This is a genomic window from Lysinibacillus sp. FSL K6-1151 (assembly GCF_038630755.1).
Classification (GTDB): domain Bacteria; phylum Bacillota; class Bacilli; order Bacillales_A; family Planococcaceae; genus Lysinibacillus; species Lysinibacillus fusiformis_D.
The window spans coordinates 1851681-1869257 of the sequence record NZ_CP152040.1; the positions used below are offsets into that span (position 1 = coordinate 1851681).

General features: G+C 39.9%; 16 protein-coding genes and 1 pseudogene. 11 read left to right on the top strand and 6 right to left on the bottom strand.

What is annotated here, in order from left to right; translation table 11 throughout:
* The first annotated feature begins 107 nt into the window (after positions 1 to 107).
* The 4 genes from MHI04_RS08755 (at position 108) to MHI04_RS08770 (ending at position 3751) form a co-directional block, all read left to right on the top strand.
* Positions 108 to 1586, top strand: a complete 1479-nt coding sequence (locus MHI04_RS08755; protein ID WP_036117805.1) for a HAMP domain-containing sensor histidine kinase — start codon at positions 108 to 110, stop codon at positions 1584 to 1586.
* Positions 1564 to 2250: a response regulator transcription factor gene (locus MHI04_RS08760; RefSeq protein WP_342535534.1), complete on the top strand. Its 687-nt coding sequence runs from the start codon at positions 1564 to 1566 to the stop codon at positions 2248 to 2250. Before MHI04_RS08755 ends, MHI04_RS08760 begins: the two co-directional genes overlap by 23 nt.
* A gap of 144 nt (positions 2251 to 2394) precedes the next feature.
* Positions 2395 to 3105: an ankyrin repeat domain-containing protein gene (locus MHI04_RS08765; RefSeq protein WP_342535535.1), complete on the top strand. Its 711-nt coding sequence runs from the start codon at positions 2395 to 2397 to the stop codon at positions 3103 to 3105.
* A gap of 181 nt (positions 3106 to 3286) precedes the next feature.
* Positions 3287 to 3751 (top strand): hypothetical protein, encoded by a 465-nt coding sequence (locus MHI04_RS08770; protein WP_342535536.1) that lies wholly within the window; start codon positions 3287 to 3289, stop codon positions 3749 to 3751.
* A 162-nt stretch (positions 3752 to 3913) separates the two neighbouring features.
* Here the strand turns inward: MHI04_RS08770 and MHI04_RS08775 are convergent, their stop codons facing one another.
* From MHI04_RS08775 to MHI04_RS08790, 4 genes are all read right to left on the bottom strand, one after another.
* Entirely contained in the window at positions 3914 to 4519 is a 606-nt protein-coding gene (locus MHI04_RS08775; RefSeq protein WP_058845269.1) for a response regulator transcription factor, read from the bottom strand.
* Positions 4516 to 5508, bottom strand: a complete 993-nt coding sequence (locus tag MHI04_RS08780) for a sensor histidine kinase (RefSeq protein WP_257982913.1) — start codon at positions 5506 to 5508, stop codon at positions 4516 to 4518. The genes MHI04_RS08775 and MHI04_RS08780 overlap by 4 nt, the downstream gene beginning before the upstream one ends.
* A 91-nt stretch (positions 5509 to 5599) precedes the next feature.
* Positions 5600 to 6769, bottom strand: coding sequence for a DUF418 domain-containing protein (locus MHI04_RS08785; RefSeq protein ID WP_342535537.1), 1170 nt, complete (start codon positions 6767 to 6769; stop codon positions 5600 to 5602).
* A gap of 153 nt (positions 6770 to 6922) precedes the next feature.
* Positions 6923 to 7630, bottom strand: coding sequence for a class I SAM-dependent methyltransferase (locus MHI04_RS08790; protein WP_180957815.1), 708 nt, complete (start codon positions 7628 to 7630; stop codon positions 6923 to 6925).
* A 157-nt stretch (positions 7631 to 7787) separates the two neighbouring features.
* Here MHI04_RS08790 and MHI04_RS08795 point away from each other — a divergent pair, with 157 nt between their 5' ends.
* Positions 7788 to 8030, top strand: coding sequence for a hypothetical protein (locus tag MHI04_RS08795; RefSeq protein ID WP_036117161.1), 243 nt, complete (start codon positions 7788 to 7790; stop codon positions 8028 to 8030).
* Between the two features lie 49 nt (positions 8031 to 8079).
* Here MHI04_RS08795 and MHI04_RS08800 read toward each other — a convergent pair whose 3' ends face one another.
* On the bottom strand, positions 8080 to 9129 hold the full coding sequence (locus tag MHI04_RS08800; protein WP_330494060.1) for an NAD(P)/FAD-dependent oxidoreductase: 1050 nt from the start codon (positions 9127 to 9129) through the stop codon (positions 8080 to 8082).
* A gap of 447 nt (positions 9130 to 9576) precedes the next feature.
* Here MHI04_RS08800 and MHI04_RS08805 point away from each other — a divergent pair, with 447 nt between their 5' ends.
* The 6 genes from MHI04_RS08805 (at position 9577) to MHI04_RS08830 (ending at position 16624) form a co-directional block, all read left to right on the top strand.
* Positions 9577 to 10518, top strand: a complete 942-nt coding sequence (locus MHI04_RS08805; protein WP_342535539.1) for an NERD domain-containing protein — start codon at positions 9577 to 9579, stop codon at positions 10516 to 10518.
* Between the two features lie 487 nt (positions 10519 to 11005).
* Positions 11006 to 11422: a MarR family transcriptional regulator gene (locus MHI04_RS08810; RefSeq protein ID WP_036117167.1), complete on the top strand. Its 417-nt coding sequence runs from the start codon at positions 11006 to 11008 to the stop codon at positions 11420 to 11422.
* 14 nt (positions 11423 to 11436) lie between these two features.
* Positions 11437 to 12636, top strand: coding sequence for an MFS transporter (locus tag MHI04_RS08815; RefSeq protein WP_089932451.1), 1200 nt, complete (start codon positions 11437 to 11439; stop codon positions 12634 to 12636).
* A gap of 163 nt (positions 12637 to 12799) precedes the next feature.
* On the top strand, positions 12800 to 13669 hold the full coding sequence (gene efeO, locus MHI04_RS08820; RefSeq protein ID WP_342503929.1) for an iron uptake system protein EfeO: 870 nt from the start codon (positions 12800 to 12802) through the stop codon (positions 13667 to 13669).
* A gap of 5 nt (positions 13670 to 13674) precedes the next feature.
* Entirely contained in the window at positions 13675 to 14934 is a 1260-nt protein-coding gene (gene efeB, locus MHI04_RS08825) for an iron uptake transporter deferrochelatase/peroxidase subunit (RefSeq protein WP_036117173.1), read from the top strand.
* Positions 14909 to 16624: an FTR1 family protein gene (locus tag MHI04_RS08830; RefSeq protein ID WP_342503928.1), complete on the top strand. Its 1716-nt coding sequence runs from the start codon at positions 14909 to 14911 to the stop codon at positions 16622 to 16624. The genes efeB and MHI04_RS08830 overlap by 26 nt, the downstream gene beginning before the upstream one ends.
* 35 nt (positions 16625 to 16659) lie before the next feature.
* Here the strand turns inward: MHI04_RS08830 and MHI04_RS08835 are convergent.
* Positions 16660 to 17465: pseudogene (locus MHI04_RS08835) on the bottom strand (pentapeptide repeat-containing protein).
* Positions 17466 to 17577 lie beyond the last annotated feature (112 nt).

The window sequence follows — 17577 nt, forward strand, 5'->3', positions numbered from 1 at the left end:
TATACTGAAGCTGCAAAAATGTTTATAGATTTTTCAGCCCAATTTTATAAAGTTTTAAGATTTGTATGGTACATTGCTAGTAGTTTCAGCTTATTGGGGGAGTGTAGATGTCAATTAAAACGAGGTTTTTGCTATCTTATGTGGGTGTTATTATCATTGCTATCACGCTTTTACTTGCAGCCGTTTTTCTTTTTTCCTTTGCGATTACGGGTGATATCAAAGCAATAGAGCATTTTTATAAAAAATCCTATGTACAAAAGCCTTTGACGACGGTAGAAGAAAACGCTTTTCTAGATTTAAAATTACTAGCTAAAAATAATCCCCAGCAGCTTTTAGATCTCGAACAGCTAGAAAAAATCAATGCACCTTCGATTGAGATTGTGGTACGAAAAGATCATCAAATTGTTTATTCAACGCAGAAAGAGCATGAACAATTATTACTTCAAAGCTTACCTGGCTTTGAAGCGACCAATATTAATTCACGTGATACCATCATGATTAATCAAGCCTTTTATACGTATGTAAAATTTGATTTTTATTTTCCAGATAAAACCGAGGGAAGTATTTTCGTTTTAAGAGAGGTTAGTTCTCATGCGGAAGTAACGCGTGAACTGTTGCCCATTCTTTTAGGAATCTTATTTGTACTATTTATGATGATTATTGGCTTATTAAATTATTTAGTTTCAAGAAGTATTATTAATCCAATCTCAGCTTTAAAGGATGGGGCTGAACGCATTAAATCGGGCGACTTAGATTTTGAAATTACGTCTCATTCCAATGATGAAATTGGTCAGTTGAATCGATCGTTTGAGGAAATGAGAGTTAAGCTAAAAGAATCAATCCAGCTTCAGCTTCAATATGAGGAAAATCGGAAAGAGCTATTATCGAATATTTCCCATGATTTAAAAACGCCTATGACTTCCATTATCGGCTATGTAGAGGGCATTAAAGATGGCGTGGCGAATACAGAGGAGAAGATGGATAAATATTTAACAACCATCTATACAAAAGCAAAGGATATGGATGTATTAATTGATGAGCTGTTCTTATTTTCTAAATTGGATTTAAAAAAGGTTCCATTCCAAATGGAAAGCGTCAATCTCCAGCAATATATGCATGATTATGTAGAGGATGCGAGCTTTGATTTTATTGCACGAGACATTCATTTACAATATATATCAGCAGGTTCTCCTCTTTTGGCCATGGCTGATCGTGATAAATTAAGACGTGTCCTGTCAAATTTACTAAGCAATAGTGAGAAATATATGGATAAATCCTATAAGCAAATTATTATTTCGTTGCACGAGCGAACTGAGGATGCGATTATTCAGGTAACAGATAATGGTACGGGCATTGATCCTGCTGCGTTACCTCATATTTTTGATCGTTTTTACCGTGCAGAGCCTTCCCGTAATTCGCAAACAGGAGGTAGTGGCTTAGGGTTAGCGATTGCGAAACAAATCGTCCTTGAAATGGGCGGCGACATTTGGGCGAAGAGTGAATTAACGAAGGGAACGAGCATATTCATTTCATTGAAAAAGGCTGAGGAGAAGGGGAGTCATCATGAAAAAAATTCTGTTAATTGAAGATGAAGTGAGCATAGCAGAGCTCCAACGAGATTATTTAGAGATTAATGATTTTTCAGTAGATATCCAGCATAACGGAGACGATGGCCTGAAGCAGGCACTAAAAGGTGATTATGCTTTAATCATTTTGGATATTATGCTGCCTGGGATGAATGGCTTTGATATTTGTAAACAAGTTCGAGCAGTGCACAATATGCCCATTTTATTTGTTTCAGCCAAAAAAGAGGATATTGATAAAATTCGTGGCCTTGGTCTAGGGGCAGATGATTATATTACGAAGCCCTTTAGTCCAAGTGAGCTAGTAGCAAGAGTCAAGGCACATTTAGCCAGGTATGAGCGCCTCGCTACGAATCAGCAAACAAATCATACGATGTCCATTCATGGCATTACGATCGATACATCTGCTAGAAAGGTTTTTGTCAATGGGGATGAAATTGCCTTTACAACAAAGGAATTTGATTTACTCGTTTTTTTTGTTAAACACCCAAATCAAGTATTAAGTAAAGAGCAGTTATATGAGCGAAACTGGGGCTATGAATCAGCTGCAGATGTTTCGACCGTTACCGTTCATATTCGCAAGCTACGTGAAAAAATTGAACGTGATCCAGCACAGCCAAAGTTTTTGGAAACGGTATGGGGAGCAGGCTATCGTTTCAATGTTTAAGAGCAAAATATCTCGTCCATGTGGCGAGGTATTTTTTTGGCCAATTTTTAGACTTTTTTAAGAAATGGTTAATGGAATATTTAGCATTACCACTTACACTAAAATAAGGAAGACAGCAATAAATAAGAGAGTGTGGTGCAAGGGGTGAAAAAAATACAAACGGTTATGATCGCATTATCATTTTTGCTTCAAGGATGTACCTCCAACGAATCAGAGGCAATACAGCTTGATAAAGGGGAGAGTGAAGTGGTGAAATCAAATTGGAAGAGTGAACTATTTAAAGCAGCCGAAATGGGAGATATGGAAGCGTTACAACGTGCTTTGGATCAAAAAGTTGATATCAATGTCCAAGATTCAAATAGCAGAACAGCTTTGATGATTGCAACCTATAATCAGAATGTCGAGGCAGCACAATTATTAATAAATGCTGGGGCCGATGTCAATATACAGGACAATAGGCAAAATACGCCCTTTCTTTATGCTGGAGCAGAAGGCTATCTGGATATATTAAAGATGACGATTCAGGCTGGTGCTGATCCTACTATTTTGAACCGATATGGAGGAACCGCATTAATCCCAGCTGCAGAGCATGGTTATGTGGAGGTCATCGAGGAGTTGTTGCGTAACAGCGACATCGACGTCAATCATGTGAATCATTTAGGATGGACAGCGCTGATGGAGGCGATTGTGTTAAATAACGGCAATCCAACACAGCAAACGGTAATTCAGTTATTGATTGAGCATGGTGCTGATGTGAATATTCCGGATCAAAATAATGTGACACCATTACAACATGCGAGACAGCGAGGATTTAACGAGATTGAACAAATCCTGATTGCAGCGGGAGCGAAGTAATGCAAACTGTAGGGATTTTTTTGAAAGCCCATTACAAATTTTGTAGTGGGCTTGGAAACATTAATTCAGTATACGTATTACCAATTGGAGTTGCAGTTTCGGTACGTCTTTTTTTACACCAACACGGCTATATTTATTAGGATACAGCGATAACGAAGATTTTAAAAAAGGTGGCATAAGAGTGGTGAAAAACAGGCGGATTTTTTGTGCTTTACTTGGACTATTGTTTACGCAAACGGCTTGTAGCAACGGTGTGAGAGTTGATTATGAAGAGGAATTTGTAATTTCGGAAACCGCGCAATTAGAAAATGTAAGAGTACTAGAACTGGACACTAATGACGAAGATAATCAAAAGGTACTTAACGTATTTAGAGGAGACTTAAAAGATGGCGTTTATGCTTATGACGAGAATAAGCATAAAACCTATATCTTGATAAATGCCAATACTAGGAATTATGCTGATTATTCGTTTAAATTAGATAAGGAAAATAAAATTCTAACACTTTTCTATACAACTACAGAAGGAAGTGTTACAAATAAAAAAACGCTATTCCTTATAGAAAGTAAAAACAAGCATCCACTTGAGGAAATAAAATTGATTAACAACGGTAATGATGATGGTTTTATAGGAGTGTATACTAATTAAAGAAGGTCTGACATCATTTATAATTATCCATTGATTGTGTGGCTAAAAATAGCCCCACTTCAAATCAACAATTGCGTGAAGTGGGTAAACTATTAATAATCAAGCGAAGTATCTTATTTTAAAATGGTGAAAATCTCGTCACGGCTGTGGCGAGATTTTTTGTTATAGCCAGCCTTTGTCACTTGCTATCTGAGCAGCCTGCTGTCTTGATTCCACTTGCAGCTTTTGAATAGAGGTAGATAAATAATTGCGAATGGTACCCTTTGTTAAAAACAATTGCTTGCTGATTTCATTTGTGGTCAAACCCTCTTTGACAAGCTGTAGTACTGCAATTTCTCGTTCGTTTAAAGGGTTTTGCTCCTTCATAAACAAGGTAGCGGCTAGATCCTTACTAACCACCTTTTCTCCCTGCATGATTTTTCGAATGGTAGCGATTAAATAATCGATCGGTTCATCTTTCAATAGATAGCCGTGTACCTCGCAATCCATAGCCTTTTGTAAATAGCCAGGACGAGCAAAAGTTGTGACAATCATCACTTTACACGGTAGGTTAGCCTGTTTAATTTTTTCAGCTAGCTCTAGCCCAGACAGATGGGGCATTTCAATATCTACGAGGCAAACATCTGGTAGCTCCTGTTGGATGTAGTCCCATGCTTTTAGCCCATCTGCGACCTCGGCTATGACTTCAATATCTGGTTCAAACGATAAGAGTGATGTTAAGGCACCACGTAGCATTTGTTGGTCCTCCGCTAGTAATACACGTATCATGATGTGGGCTCCTTTCCGTCTTGAATTGGTAGCGTAAGAGTTACGCTCGTGCCTGTAGGTGTATGGCTGTTAATCGTGGCATAACCTTGTAGGATATGCATTCTTTCCTTCATCGAATGGATGCCATTGCCAAATCCTTTTTGCTGTAAGCCTATGCCATCATCTTTCATGATTAGCGTGTATTGTCCCGTGTGATATTGAATGATGATGTGGCATTTTTTTGCCTGACTGTGCTTGAGTATATTGGTCGTAGCCTCTCTTACACATAATGCGAGCATCGTTTCCTCCACACTAGAAAGAACAATTTGAGGGCATTGATTGTGAAGGCTTGTTGTGATATTTGCACTTTGTAAAAGCTGTTTGCAATGCACTAGCTCCGTCTGTAACGAAATGAAATTCATATCAGATACTAGCTCACGCACTTGTTTTAAGGCTGTACGTGTAGTGGCTAATATATCATCCAATTCTTGCTTCACCTTTGAAGGATCTCGGTCAATTAGTTTTGTCGTTAGTTCCGTTCTAATCTTAATCATTGTGAGTGTATGACCAATTGTATCGTGAAGGTCTCTAGCAATACGCTGTCGTTCTTCCTGCTGAACAAGCTGCATATTGACGTCTGCCAATTCAGCTTGCAGATTTTTCGACTTTTCCACAAAGTAAATAAGAATTGGCAATACTAGCTGAAACATCATGATAGGTACTAACACCTGTGATTCCTTCTGTAAAAAGGAGTTTGTCGCCAGATACATGACCGTCAAAAACATGATCGCGATGGCTAATATTCCACAGCCAATATGCCATTTTGATTTCGCCCGTCCAAGTAAATCGGCAAAGGTAAAGCCAAAAATAAGCATAAAGGGCTCTATATAAATGCTTAGTATAGTGATGACGATGAAGCCTACTAATGATGCGACAAGGAGTCTCCCATTTTTATGCCATAAAGCATTATAGAAAGCTCCTAAGTATAAAAGGAGCAATGTTATTTTCATAGCTAGAGGAAGTGATCCAGACCATAGTACTATTGTGATGAGAAAAATCACAGAAGCTACATCGATGATTAAATAATGCTTTATTTGTTCTCTAGGATATATTTTTATTGCCTACACCTTCCTTTGTTGCAAATTGTTGCGTCATTGCTCGAATGGATTTTTGACGAATCCATTCCATAGGACCCAATTGAAAATGCTGTAACCAAATAGACGCTATGACCAGTTGTAGGAATGACAAAGTTAGCCAAATGCAAATGACGATCACGCTATTGACATGCCCTCCTAAGCCAAGGCCCCAACCATAAAAAATAAATGATGCAAGTATGTTTTGAAGGACATAACAGCTTAAAGACATTTTACCGACTTGTGCAAAACGTTGCCAAAGCCAATTGAACCTCTTATATTCTACCAGTTTCCCTAAAATTCCAATATAGCCAATCGATAGAATAGGGGCACATAAATAGCGAACAGGAAAATCAAAAAGTCCCCCTGGTATAAAGATAAGTAAATTGAGGGGAATGCCAATGTATATACCAATCGTAAACAGCTTTTGGCGTATTTGCCGTCCTCTATCTGTTTGTGAAAATACATCGTTGCGCATAAGCTTCACACCAAGTAAAAATAAAAAGATATTCATAGGGATAATGAAAATAGCTTCTGATCGATAGAATAAAAAATTTATCAGACGATGCTGTACTTGTGCTAGCCATGAGCCGTTTTCATACAATGTGGCAACGCTCTCCATTCCATTTAAGGAAACACCAACACCTTGTAATGTACTGATAAAAATAAAGAGGATCAGTAGGACATGAAAGCTGCCAAAAAGATAGAAAGCCCAGGTCATGGCTTTGTTACCTAATCGGATGAGAAAGGCAACGATGAAGGCTGTAGCAGCATAGCTCATTAAAATATCGTATTCCATGACAAGGGTATAATGAAGCAGTCCCTCTAGCCCTAAGAAGACGATTGTCCAAAGGTAGACCCCAGGCCAAGCATTGCTTCTGCGTAAGGCTTGCTGATATTTTAATTGTAAACCTACCCCAAACATAATCGTTAACAAGCCCAGTAGCTTACCGTTGACGAAAAATAAGACTACCATTCGTAAAAAATCCTGGAAGGACCACCAACCAGAGTAGTTGCTTGTTGTGATATACGATAAATCACCTAAATAAGCAAAAATCCAAATATTGGTGCCGAGCGTTCCTAAAACGGCGAAGCCTCTTAACATATCGATAAAGGGAAGCCTTTGTTGCATTTGCATATGTTCAATCACTCTTTCTGTATTTTCTTACCTTCAGGATAAGAAAATACGAAGAAAAAACCTATTCACACCAGTCAAAGGAATTTTATGACAGGTGTCATAAAGTGATTGGGACCACATAAAAAACCAGCAACGCTTTGGGTGCTGGTTCGTTTATTTCGTACAAGTATAGATGCGATAGTCTAAAAATGGCTGGTATTTTTCGTTCATGGCAAGATGCTGATCCATGACCTCATAAAACTTGGATTCAATCGCTGCGGAAACATCAAATTCAGGCTTGGAGGAGATGGATTGATTTTTTTGTATGCGAATATCGTGAAAACCAGCCTGTTGCAGTAGCTTTACCCAATCCTTTTTCATTAGGAGGGACTTGAATCCGTAAAATTGTTGGATGTCGTCTGCTAGCTCAGGGGGGAGAGTTGTAGGTTTGGTGAATTCAATAGCAATGAAGCGTCCACTTTTCTTCAATAAACGATAAATTTCTTGCAAAGCCTGTTGCTGATTTACAAAGGCTAGTACTGATTCAGCTAGAATCAAGTCAAATGATTCATTTGGTAACGAAGTTTTTTCAATTGAGCCTTGCAATAGACGGACGGGTAAACGCGCTTTTTGCATTCGTTTCTGCGCCTTTTTGATCATGACGGGGTGAATATCGATGCCTGTGACACTAGCTTGATAGGCAGTCGCCAAATAAGCAGCCGTTTGTCCTGTACCACACCCTACATCTAAAATATCGGCGCCTGGCGTAATATTCTCTGTTGAAAAGAGAGCCTTTGATAGATTAATTCCTCCTGGATGCGCCCCTCCAATGCCGAATTGAGCTAAAAAGGTAAGATAATGTGAGCCTTGAATGCGTATCACCTTCTTTTTTCTTATAGTATGACAGGGAAACTAGTCTTGTTCCCTCAAACATCTTGAGTGGGCAAGAGAATATTTTTACAGCCTTCTTCAAAAGTCTATTTCACTACTAAAATTCCCACATATACTAGTTAGAAGCTTTCAGACAGGAGGTGTATAAATGCCATATTTTCAGCCGAATGCTAGAAGAGGTCCCTATCCGCCAAGCAATAGACAATATTTTGGCCCACCTTTTCGAGGTAGAATGGTGCAACCTTACTATTCTCCCTATCAACAACAACAAGGATCCAGATTAGGCAGTTTGCCAGATCATTTAAATACGATTATGGGGCATGCTGGGACGATTACAAATGGAGTCAATATGTTGAGGCAGATGGGATCGTTACTAAGTTTATTTAGATAAAGCTAGAAACCCTCTTAAGAAAATATCTTAAGAGGGTTCATGTTCGTGCTTAATCGGCTTGGACAAGTTGTTTTTCAATAATCGAGCGATTCTTTTCTTTAAATAGCTCATTATGAGACGATACCATGCCATGACGATAGGCTGTTGGCTCCAAATACGTTTTAATGGAGTTGACCGCATTGGCTGCATCTTGGAATGTTCCTAGTAGCAAGTGGATTTTTCCTTCAAATGATAAAATATCACCAGCCGCAAAAATACCTGGCTGTGCCGTTTCACCTGTTGCTTTTCCTTCAAAATAATAATCATCCTTTTTGGGAATAGCAATGGCTTCATCAAATGCGAGAGATGCCTCACGGTTATAGCCATGACTAACGATCACCTCATCGATTTGACGGGTATAACTTTGCTGCGTTTTCGTATTTTCACATGTTACTAATTGAATAGCCGTTTTATCAGCATTCGCTGACAGCTTTGTAATCGTCGTATTGCACTCTATATTTACTCCCGCATCAAGTGCTTCCTGTACCGTTGCTTCATGCGCTGATAAATTCTCTTTACGGTAAACGAGGGTCACGCTTTTAGCAATTGGGCTTAACTCAACAGCCCAATCGATGGCTGCATTACCACCACCAGAAATCATAATATCTTTGTCGACAAAACGTTTATAGGATTGAACGGTATAATGTAAATTTGACATTTCATATTTTTCAGCGCCCTCAAGCGTCAGTTTTTGAGGGTTAATAATACCACCACCTACAGCTAGCAGCACCGTTTTAGAATAATGCTTTTCACCAGCTGCTGTATGGATAATAAAAACATCATTCTGGCGTTCAATCAAATCTACTTTTGTATCTGTCAAAATGGTAGGATCGAATGTTTTGGCTTGCTCGATTAATTGTTTGACAAATTGCTCGCCTAAAACAGGAGGATGTCCGCCAATATCCCAAATCAGCTTTTCAGGATAAAGTAATACTTTTCCACCAAGCTGTGATTGACTCTCAATCAATTTTGTTTTTAATCCACGCAGACCGCTGTAGAAGGCACTATATAAGCCAGCAGGGCCGCCACCAATAATTGTCACATCATATACATGTTGCATTTTTATTGCCACATCCTTAAAAAATAGTAAAAAGTAATTGACAAATTCTTATCAGAAACTAGACTAAATCTAGTGATAATGATTATCATTTTAAGCTGTGAATAGCATAGCATGGAAAGATGTAAAAAGAAAGAGAGGCTCCGATTTGCAGGATGCGCTAGTGACTGCTGCTGTCTCTATAACAGATGGTGTAGCCTTTGGTTCGCGCTACTAATATTGCCACTTTTCAGTGGAGCAAGCTTGCTGATATGGTTATGTCGGCACACTTCTTGTATTTATTGAATGACTAGAAAAGTGTTAGCAAACGTGAGTTGCTGCTCGAAAGAACAGACTTTTGATCTAATAAAAACTGTGAAAAATTAATTTTACAACATCGACCTTTCAAGTTTTTGAGAACCTCATTTGTTGTGGTTCTTTTTTTATATAATCAGGGCAGGAGGTGAATACATGATTCTATTAGCACGGCAACCATCAGATTCGCAGAAAATACTGGAGGCGATGCTACAAAGATTGCCTCAGACACACAAGGAATACGCGTATGTACGAGAGCGTTTAGGACGTGTCAAAGCAGGGCTCGCTGGTGAACAGCGTGTCGATGCAGAATGGCTTGAGCTGGACTTACCAACCCCACATTATTTTCTCCATGATTTTCAAACAATGAATGACTTCGGTTCAACACATCAAATGGACACCATCTTTCTCTGTCCCCATTTTTTACTGATCCTAGAAATCAAAAATATAACAGGCATTCTCTCATATGATGCTTCATACGCTCAACTAACACGCACGACCATAGAGGGTACGGTCGAAGGGATGGCTGATCCATTTCTTCAACTGGAGCGGCATGTGGTCTGGATGAATAAATTATTACAGCGTGAACGTTTTCATTTACCAATTGTGCATGCGGTGGTACTGGCAACGAGAAATGGAATTTTAACAAAGGGGTTTGAGGGGCAGCCTATATTTCATGTGACGGGGCTGCGTTCTTGTATCCAAAGATGGACAGAGATGTATCAACCCGTAAAGGCAGAAACCCTCTTACCCTTTGCGACACGTTTATTGTCGATGCACACAAGGTTAAAAAAAGAGATGACGGTGCCTTTTAAGGAAATGATGAAAGGCGTAGTATGTCCTCATTGTGGGAATGGACAGCGATTACAGTATCACTATAGAAAATGGACTTGCCCTCGCTGTGGATTGGTGGATCACAATGCATTAAATCGAACATTGGAGGACTACCGATTACTAGTCGGACCACAGCTGACCAATCGAAGCTTTCGTGAATTCTTCGCCATTGAATCCCCAAACCTAGCGTACAAATTGTTGCAGCAACTACCTTTGAAAGCGGAGGGTGAAAAAAAGCATAGGAAGTACTGGATTATAGATTAAGGATTTAAAAGCCCAGCAACCATTCAAGCGGTCTGACTGTGTTGCTTTGTGGATAGAACGCGCGAAGTGATGGATAGAGTGGAGAAAGAGGAGGATACGCGTGAAATTGGTGGATAGGAAAAGAAAAGTGTTGGATAAATTTGAGAAAGTAGTGGATAGAACGCGCAGAGTGGTGGATAGAGCGGAGAAAGTAGAGGATACGCATGAGGATGGTGGATAGGAAAAGAAAAGTGTTGGATAAATTAGAGAAAGTAGCGGATAGAACGCACGAAGTGATGGATAGAGTGGAGAAAGAGGAGGATATGCGTGAAGTTTTTGCATAGAACAAAGAAGCGTATACGCTTGCTTCAATTGGACAGGATAGAACTCACAAAAAGAGCGCTATAACCTGTCTTGCTGAGCAAGGGTTCGCTTATTTCCTACTAGACAAATGGATTTTTTAAGTATATAGTTAGCTAGGCTAACTAATTTAAAAGGAAGTGATAGTGTGACAATTGAACAGGAATTTTTTAATCAGTACCGCTTAATGTATAGGCCATTTATTAATCAGCTGAATGTGCAGCTTGAACCTTATCAGTTATATAGCTCGCAGTGGGCAGTGCTTCGTTTCTTGAAGGATAAGGGTCCACATTCTTTTGTAGATATCGCTAACTTCATGTCTATAGAGAAGCCAAGTGTCACGAAGCTTGTACATAAATTGGTGGAGCTAGGCTATGTGGAAACGATGACGGGCAAGGATAAGCGTGAAAAACTGGTACATCTATCAAAGCATGGGGAAGAGCTTGTGCTGGAAATAAAGTCGCATCTAAATCCGTTTTTTGTGCAGGCATTGGCAGGTGTGCCGAAGCAAGATATTGACATTGCGACACAGGTTTTAGCAAGAATTTGTATGAATATCAATTAGTAGGAGAGAGTAACGTGGAAGCAACTAGAAAGAAACTATGGACAAAGGATTTTTTAATTGTCTCACTTATTAATTTTACCATTACGTTAATCTTTTATTTATTAATGGTGACCATCGCGGCTTATGCTGTGGAGCATTTTAATGCTTCTACAAGTACAGCGGGGCTGGTATCGAGTATTTTTATTATTGGAACATTGTTAGGGCGGCTTGGTACAGGGCGTATTATTGGTGATTGGGGTAGCAAAAAAACATTGTTTTGTGGCTTGCTGTTATTTATGTTATCCACGATGTCTTATTTTGTAGCAGGCAATTTACCGCTGCTTATGGTTAATCGTTTAATACAAGGGATTGCTCTTGGGATAGCTAGTACAGCAACGGGAACCATTATTGCACAAATTCTACCGCCGGAACGACGTGGCGAAGGGATTGGTTATTATAGCTTAAGTGCGATTTTAGCGACAGCTATTGGTCCATTCATTGGCATTTTATTAACACAATTATTTGAGGATTATCGCATGATCTTTGCAGTCGATTCGGTTTTAGCTATTATTTGCTTTTTTATGTACTTCATAGTGACCGTACCAGATGCACCGAAAAAAGCGACGGATACAGCTGTGAAGGCAGGCTTTAAGGTGACAAACTTTATTGAAATGCGTGCGGTGCCGATTGCCTTTGTGGCACTTGTTATTGGCTTTGCCTACTCAGGTGTTATGTCCTTTATGACGTTTTATGCAAAAGAGCTACATTTAGTATCAGCAGGAAGCTATTTCTTTATTATTTATGCCATTGTCATTTTGGCTACCCGCCCATTTACAGGGAAATTATTAGATACGCGAGGGGCTAATATTATTATTTATCCTTGCTTAGTGCTTTTTGCGATTGGCATGTATGCCTTTAGTTCAGCGACAACAACGATCGCCTTTTTAATCGCTGCTGCCTGTATCGGGGTTGGCTATGGAAACTTCAACTCCGTTGCGCAGGCGATCGCTATTAAAGTGACACCGAATGAGCGTTTAGGACTTGCGACATCCACGTATTTTATATTTTATGATTTAGGTTTAGGTGTTGGGCCTTATTTCTTAGGGCTATTTGTTCCTTCTATGGGCTACAGTGCGATCTTCTTTGCTATGGTCTTTGTCATTTTTGTATCGATTGTGCTTTATTATTTCTTACATGGAAAACATGAAAATTTGAAACAAGCAAAAATCTTGTAGATTAGAATCATTATATTGTAGAAAAAACGTTATTTTTCTAGTTGTGTATACAGATCAACTGAAAAATGACGTTTTTTTCTATTTCAAAAAATAGTTGTTGCAATAGATGATGATAATCATTATCATCACAAATATAAAACTAATTCGGAAGTAGGTACTAAGTATGAAAAACAGATCATTTTTGTCGGTATTAGTAGCAGGGGGCATTTTAATGGCTGGCTGTGGCAATACAGAAGAAGCTAAAAAAGAGGACAAGCCGGCAACAGAACAGGCAGAGCAAGCGACACAAGAGGTGGATTTATCTGCTGAACTATCAGCCTATCAGCAATTTGCTTTAGAGCAAATGGATCAATTTTTACTGGACACAGAAAAATTCGTGAATTTATTCAAGGCGGGCGATATTGAAGGCGCTAAAGCAGCGTATGCGCCAGCACGTATGTATTTTGAGCGCTCAGAGCCAATCGCAGAAAGCTTTGGTGATCTTGACCCTCGCATTGATGGACGTTTAGCGGATATTCAAGAAGAAGGAAAAGGCGAGGAAGAATGGTCAGGCTATCATAAGCTTGAGTATGCACTATGGGAAGAAAATACAACTAAAGGTTATGAGGCTGTAGCAGATCAACTGCTTGCGGATGCGAAGGAATTACATGCACTAGTGCAAACGGTGGAAGTGACACCTGATTTAATGATTACTGGTGCGGTAGATTTATTAAATGAAGTTTCAACATCTAAAATTACAGGTGAGGAAGAAATTTACTCACATACAGACCTGTATGATTTTAAAGCGAATATTGAAGGCGCAGAAAAAATCTTTGAAATTTTACGTTCAAAATTAGAAGCGAAAGATTCAACACTAGTGTCAACACTTGATGAAAAATTTAAAGCGGTGGACGATTTATTAGCGCAGCATGCAACGGTTGATGGTGGTTATGTATCCTATGAGGAATTAACGGAAGACAATACGAAAGCACTTGCGGCAGCGGTGAATCAGCTTGGTGAACCATTAAGTCAAATGGGGATCATTTTGGAGTGAAAAAAATGACAACGTCCAATGAAGAAAAATTGATTAATAAAAAAATTTCTAGACGTGATATGTTGAAGCTGACAAGCATCGGTGTGGCAGGTGTTGCCATCGGTGCCTCCGGTTTGGGTGGTGTCATGAAAGCGATGGGCTATGATGTTTTTGAGACAGCAGCAGATAGCACGACGGCTAGCAATAAGATTAATTTCTATGGAGAGCACCAGTCGGGTATCGTGACACCTGTTCAAACGAATATTTATTTTGCTTCTTTAGATGTGTTAGTGACATCGAAGAAGGAACTACAAGAGTTGTTCCAGCAATGGACACCTCTTGTTGTGCGTTTAATGAATGGTGAATTAATGGTCGATGTTTCGACGAATACGAGAGTACCAACAGGTGATACAGGAGAGGCAGAGGGCTTAGATGCAGCCAATTTATCAATTACTATCGGTGTAGGTCCTTCACTATTCGATAAACTGGGAATGCAGCATGTAAAACCAGCGGAGCTAAAGGATTTACCACATTTCCCTAAAGATCAGCTACAGAAGGAATATACAGGTGGTGATCTGTGTATTCAAGCCTGTGCAGATGATCCACAGGTGGCATTCCATGCAGTGCGCAATTTAGTACGAGCTGCTTCTGGTAAAGTAGAGATTAAATGGTCACAGGCTGGCTTTAACTCGTTTCCAGCTGGTGGAGGGACACCTCGAAATCTCTTTGCCTTCAAGGATGGTACGGTGAATCCAGCCATTACGGATGAAAAAGACTTAAATAAGATTGTGTGGGTGGATAAAGGCTGGCTAAAGGGCGGCTCTTATTTAATCGCACGAAAAGTTCAAATGCATCTTGAAACATGGGATCGCACATCATTGAAAGATCAAGAGGCTACATTTGGTCGTTATCGTGACAGTGGTGCACCATTCGGCAAAACAAAGGAATTTGATGATTTTGATGTAGAGGCAAAGGATGACAAGGGCAATTATATTATGCCTGATACGTCACATGTTCATTTAGCACGTAAATCGGGTGCACGTGTTTTACGACGTTCTTACTCGTATGCATCGGGTGTCATGTCGAATACAGGAACCCATGATGCAGGGCTAATCTTTATTTCTTTTCAAAAAGACCCAGCCCAATTTACAACAATCCAAAATAGCTTAGGGCGTATGGATAAAATGAATGAGTACATTACCCATCGAGGCAGTGCCGTGTTTGCTTGCTTCCCTGGTGTACAAAAGGGGAGTTATTTAGGTGAAGCACTTTTTAACGCGCTGTAGTATCATCATTGCCTTAATCCTAACTTTAGCTCTACCTGTGCAGGCAGCGCAATCTTATAGTCATTTATATATTGCGATTAGTGATGCACTGATGAATACGAAGCAGGATAAAGAGACGGAGGCCAAGCAGGCGCTCGAACAATTTGCTGCGGACTGGGCTAAAGTTTCTTCAGAGCAGAAAGATGCCAAAGCAAAGGTCGATGAAATGCTTGCCCAGGCTACGGAAGCAACATCCAAAGACGAGCGTTTAGAGGCGTTGTCGGCACTGTCGAATGCATTACGTGCCCTAGAAAAGCTTGAAAATCCAGTGGACGAAGCGGCACAGCGAGCAGAGTTTGGGCAAAAGTTTAAGCCGATCATGGCAGACTTCGAAAAAGCTTTAGCCAGTGGGGACATTCAGGCTATTGATGAAGCCTACAAAGATTTTAATAGCAAATGGAATAAAAATGAGCGCCCTGTGCGTGAGCAAAGCATTGCGATGTATGGGCAAATCGAAACACAAATGGCGTTTCTACGTATCGCCATTTCGGCAGAGGAGCCAGATATAGCCCTTATGCAATCTCAATTTGAGGATTTGCAGCAAACGATTGAGGATTTTGTGGCTGGTAACGAAACAGCAGAAGTGGTTGAAGGGGACTATTCGTTAGCGACATTGATTGCTTATATCGATGAGGCAAAGGACTTTGTTGATGCTGGTGATTATCAGGCGGCTTCTGATAAAATACGTGAATTTATTACCATTTGGCCAAGTGTAGAGATTGAAATTTCCACACGTAATGGCAGTCTTTATACGAAAATCGAAAGTGATATGCCGATTATCGCAAGTGATTTATTAAAATCCAACGTCGATCAGCAAGCAATCACAAAAAAATTAGATACTTTCCGTACTGAAATCGAACTGATTCAAGGGGATTCAGATTATACAATTTGGGATGCTGCATTAATTTTGCTGCGTGAGGGACTAGAGGCGCTACTGATTATTTTAGCCTTAGTATCATTCCTCAATAAATCAGGACAGAATAAGATGCGCAAATGGATTTATGTTGGAGCGTTTGTCGGCGTTCTATTATCAGCCATTGCTGCCATCCTCATGTCCACGATTTTGAATTCAGCAACAATTGATACGAATCGAGAATTAATGGAAGGTTATGTTGGGCTAGTTGCAGCAGCGATGATGATCGGTGTTGGTATTTGGCTGCATAGTAAATCAAGTGTAGTCAGTTGGAATCGCTATATTTCGAAACAAATGGGCAATGCCATTTCTAGTGGTTCTATTTTTGCGATGGCTGCCATTAGTTTCTTATCGGTCTTCCGTGAAGGAGCCGAAACACTAGTCTTTTACGCGGGTATTGCACCGAAAATGGAGACTTCGCAATTTATTCTTGGGATTGTTGTAGCACTGCTTATACTTACTGTACTGGCTATTGTATTATTTAAAGCAAGTGGCAAAATCTCCATCCATAAATTTTTTGCTGTCGCAACGGTGCTTATTTATGTATTAGCCTTTAAAATTATTGGTGTCAGTCTGCATACATTGCAGCTCACGGATAATCTGTCCACGACGATTGTTGATGGCTTACCTGTCATTAGCCTGATTGGCTTCTATCCAACAGCGGAAACCATCATTGGGCAGGCAATCTTACTTGTGTTAGTAGCAGCTACTATAATCTATAAAAAGAAACGAGCCTAACGATAAAAGGTAGATGAGCGTACGTAAACCGCCATCTACCTTTTTGATTGCCAATGGGCAGGTCGTTTCAGATAGGAAGGCAATTTAGTAGAGCGGTCACCTTGTGCGACGTTCATTTGCATTTGTGTTAAAAACAGACTTGTCGAAAGGTCAGCTCCACGTAAATCAGCCCCGATGAAGTCTACTGCTTGTAAATTAGCATCTTGAAGATTGGCTGCGATTAAATAGCTACCCCTTAGATCAGTCGCTCGTAAATCCTTGCCTTTTAAATTTTTGCCCATCCAATCCGCTCCACGCTGATTCAAATGTCGCGTGATTTTGCCTTTCAGCCTCTGTTGACGAATTTGTTCGCTTGTTTGTAGTAATAGCGCATTGACAGGCATACGAATAGCCATCATATCGAGTGCTAATAAGGCATCGGCATCAAGTGATTTTGCTTGTTGTAGCTGCTCCAATTGCGTTAGAAGCTGCTCATCAAGCGGCTGTTCACCTGATAGGATAAGGCCTCAGCTACATAAGCAAGCATTTCGTAAAGCTGTTCCATGATTGGGAAAACCCGAAACAACTTGTCAGCATGCTCACGGGATTGTCGCCAATCTTGTCCATGAAACGTGACCTGTGACACTTGCTGCCCAGCACCCAAGCAATCAAAAACCGTACAGCCTTTAAAGCCTGTGTCTTGTAGCTTGCTATGGATATGACAGCTATAGTCATCCTGTAAATTAGGGCATGGGGAGCCAGCTGGTTTATTGATGGCAAAGTCACTGGAAGCAACGATATTTAAAGCGGTACAGCATAAGTCGAAACAGCTTTGGCAATCCGCCTGTAAGCTTTCACGGATTTTTTGCCAACAGAGGTAGCTCTTTTTGTCTGATGTGACATCCTCATTGTCCTCTCTTACCTCATTCATATAGTTAATAGTTTATTATTAAAGACAGACTAGCAGTTAAAAT

Bases quoted from the DNA above. Each gene is read 5' to 3' on its own strand.
- MHI04_RS08760 (WP_342535534.1), top strand. From the start codon at position 1,564: ATGAAAAAAATTCTGTTAATTGAAGATGAAGTGAGCATAGCAGAGCTC.
- efeO (WP_342503929.1), top strand. From the start codon at position 12,800: ATGAAAAACAGATCATTTTTGTCGGTATTAGTAGCAGGGGGCATTTTA.
- MHI04_RS08795 (WP_036117161.1), top strand. From the start codon at position 7,788: ATGCCATATTTTCAGCCGAATGCTAGAAGAGGTCCCTATCCGCCAAGC.
- MHI04_RS08785 (WP_342535537.1), bottom strand. From the start codon at position 6,769: ATGCAAATGCAACAAAGGCTTCCCTTTATCGATATGTTAAGAGGCTTC.
- MHI04_RS08800 (WP_330494060.1), bottom strand. From the start codon at position 9,129: ATGCAACATGTATATGATGTGACAATTATTGGTGGCGGCCCTGCTGGC.
- MHI04_RS08780 (WP_257982913.1), bottom strand. From the start codon at position 5,508: ATGAAAATAACATTGCTCCTTTTATACTTAGGAGCTTTCTATAATGCT.
- MHI04_RS08805 (WP_342535539.1), top strand. From the start codon at position 9,577: ATGATTCTATTAGCACGGCAACCATCAGATTCGCAGAAAATACTGGAG.
- efeB (WP_036117173.1), top strand. From the start codon at position 13,675: ATGACAACGTCCAATGAAGAAAAATTGATTAATAAAAAAATTTCTAGA.
- MHI04_RS08775 (WP_058845269.1), bottom strand. From the start codon at position 4,519: ATGATACGTGTATTACTAGCGGAGGACCAACAAATGCTACGTGGTGCC.
- MHI04_RS08755 (WP_036117805.1), top strand. From the start codon at position 108: ATGTCAATTAAAACGAGGTTTTTGCTATCTTATGTGGGTGTTATTATC.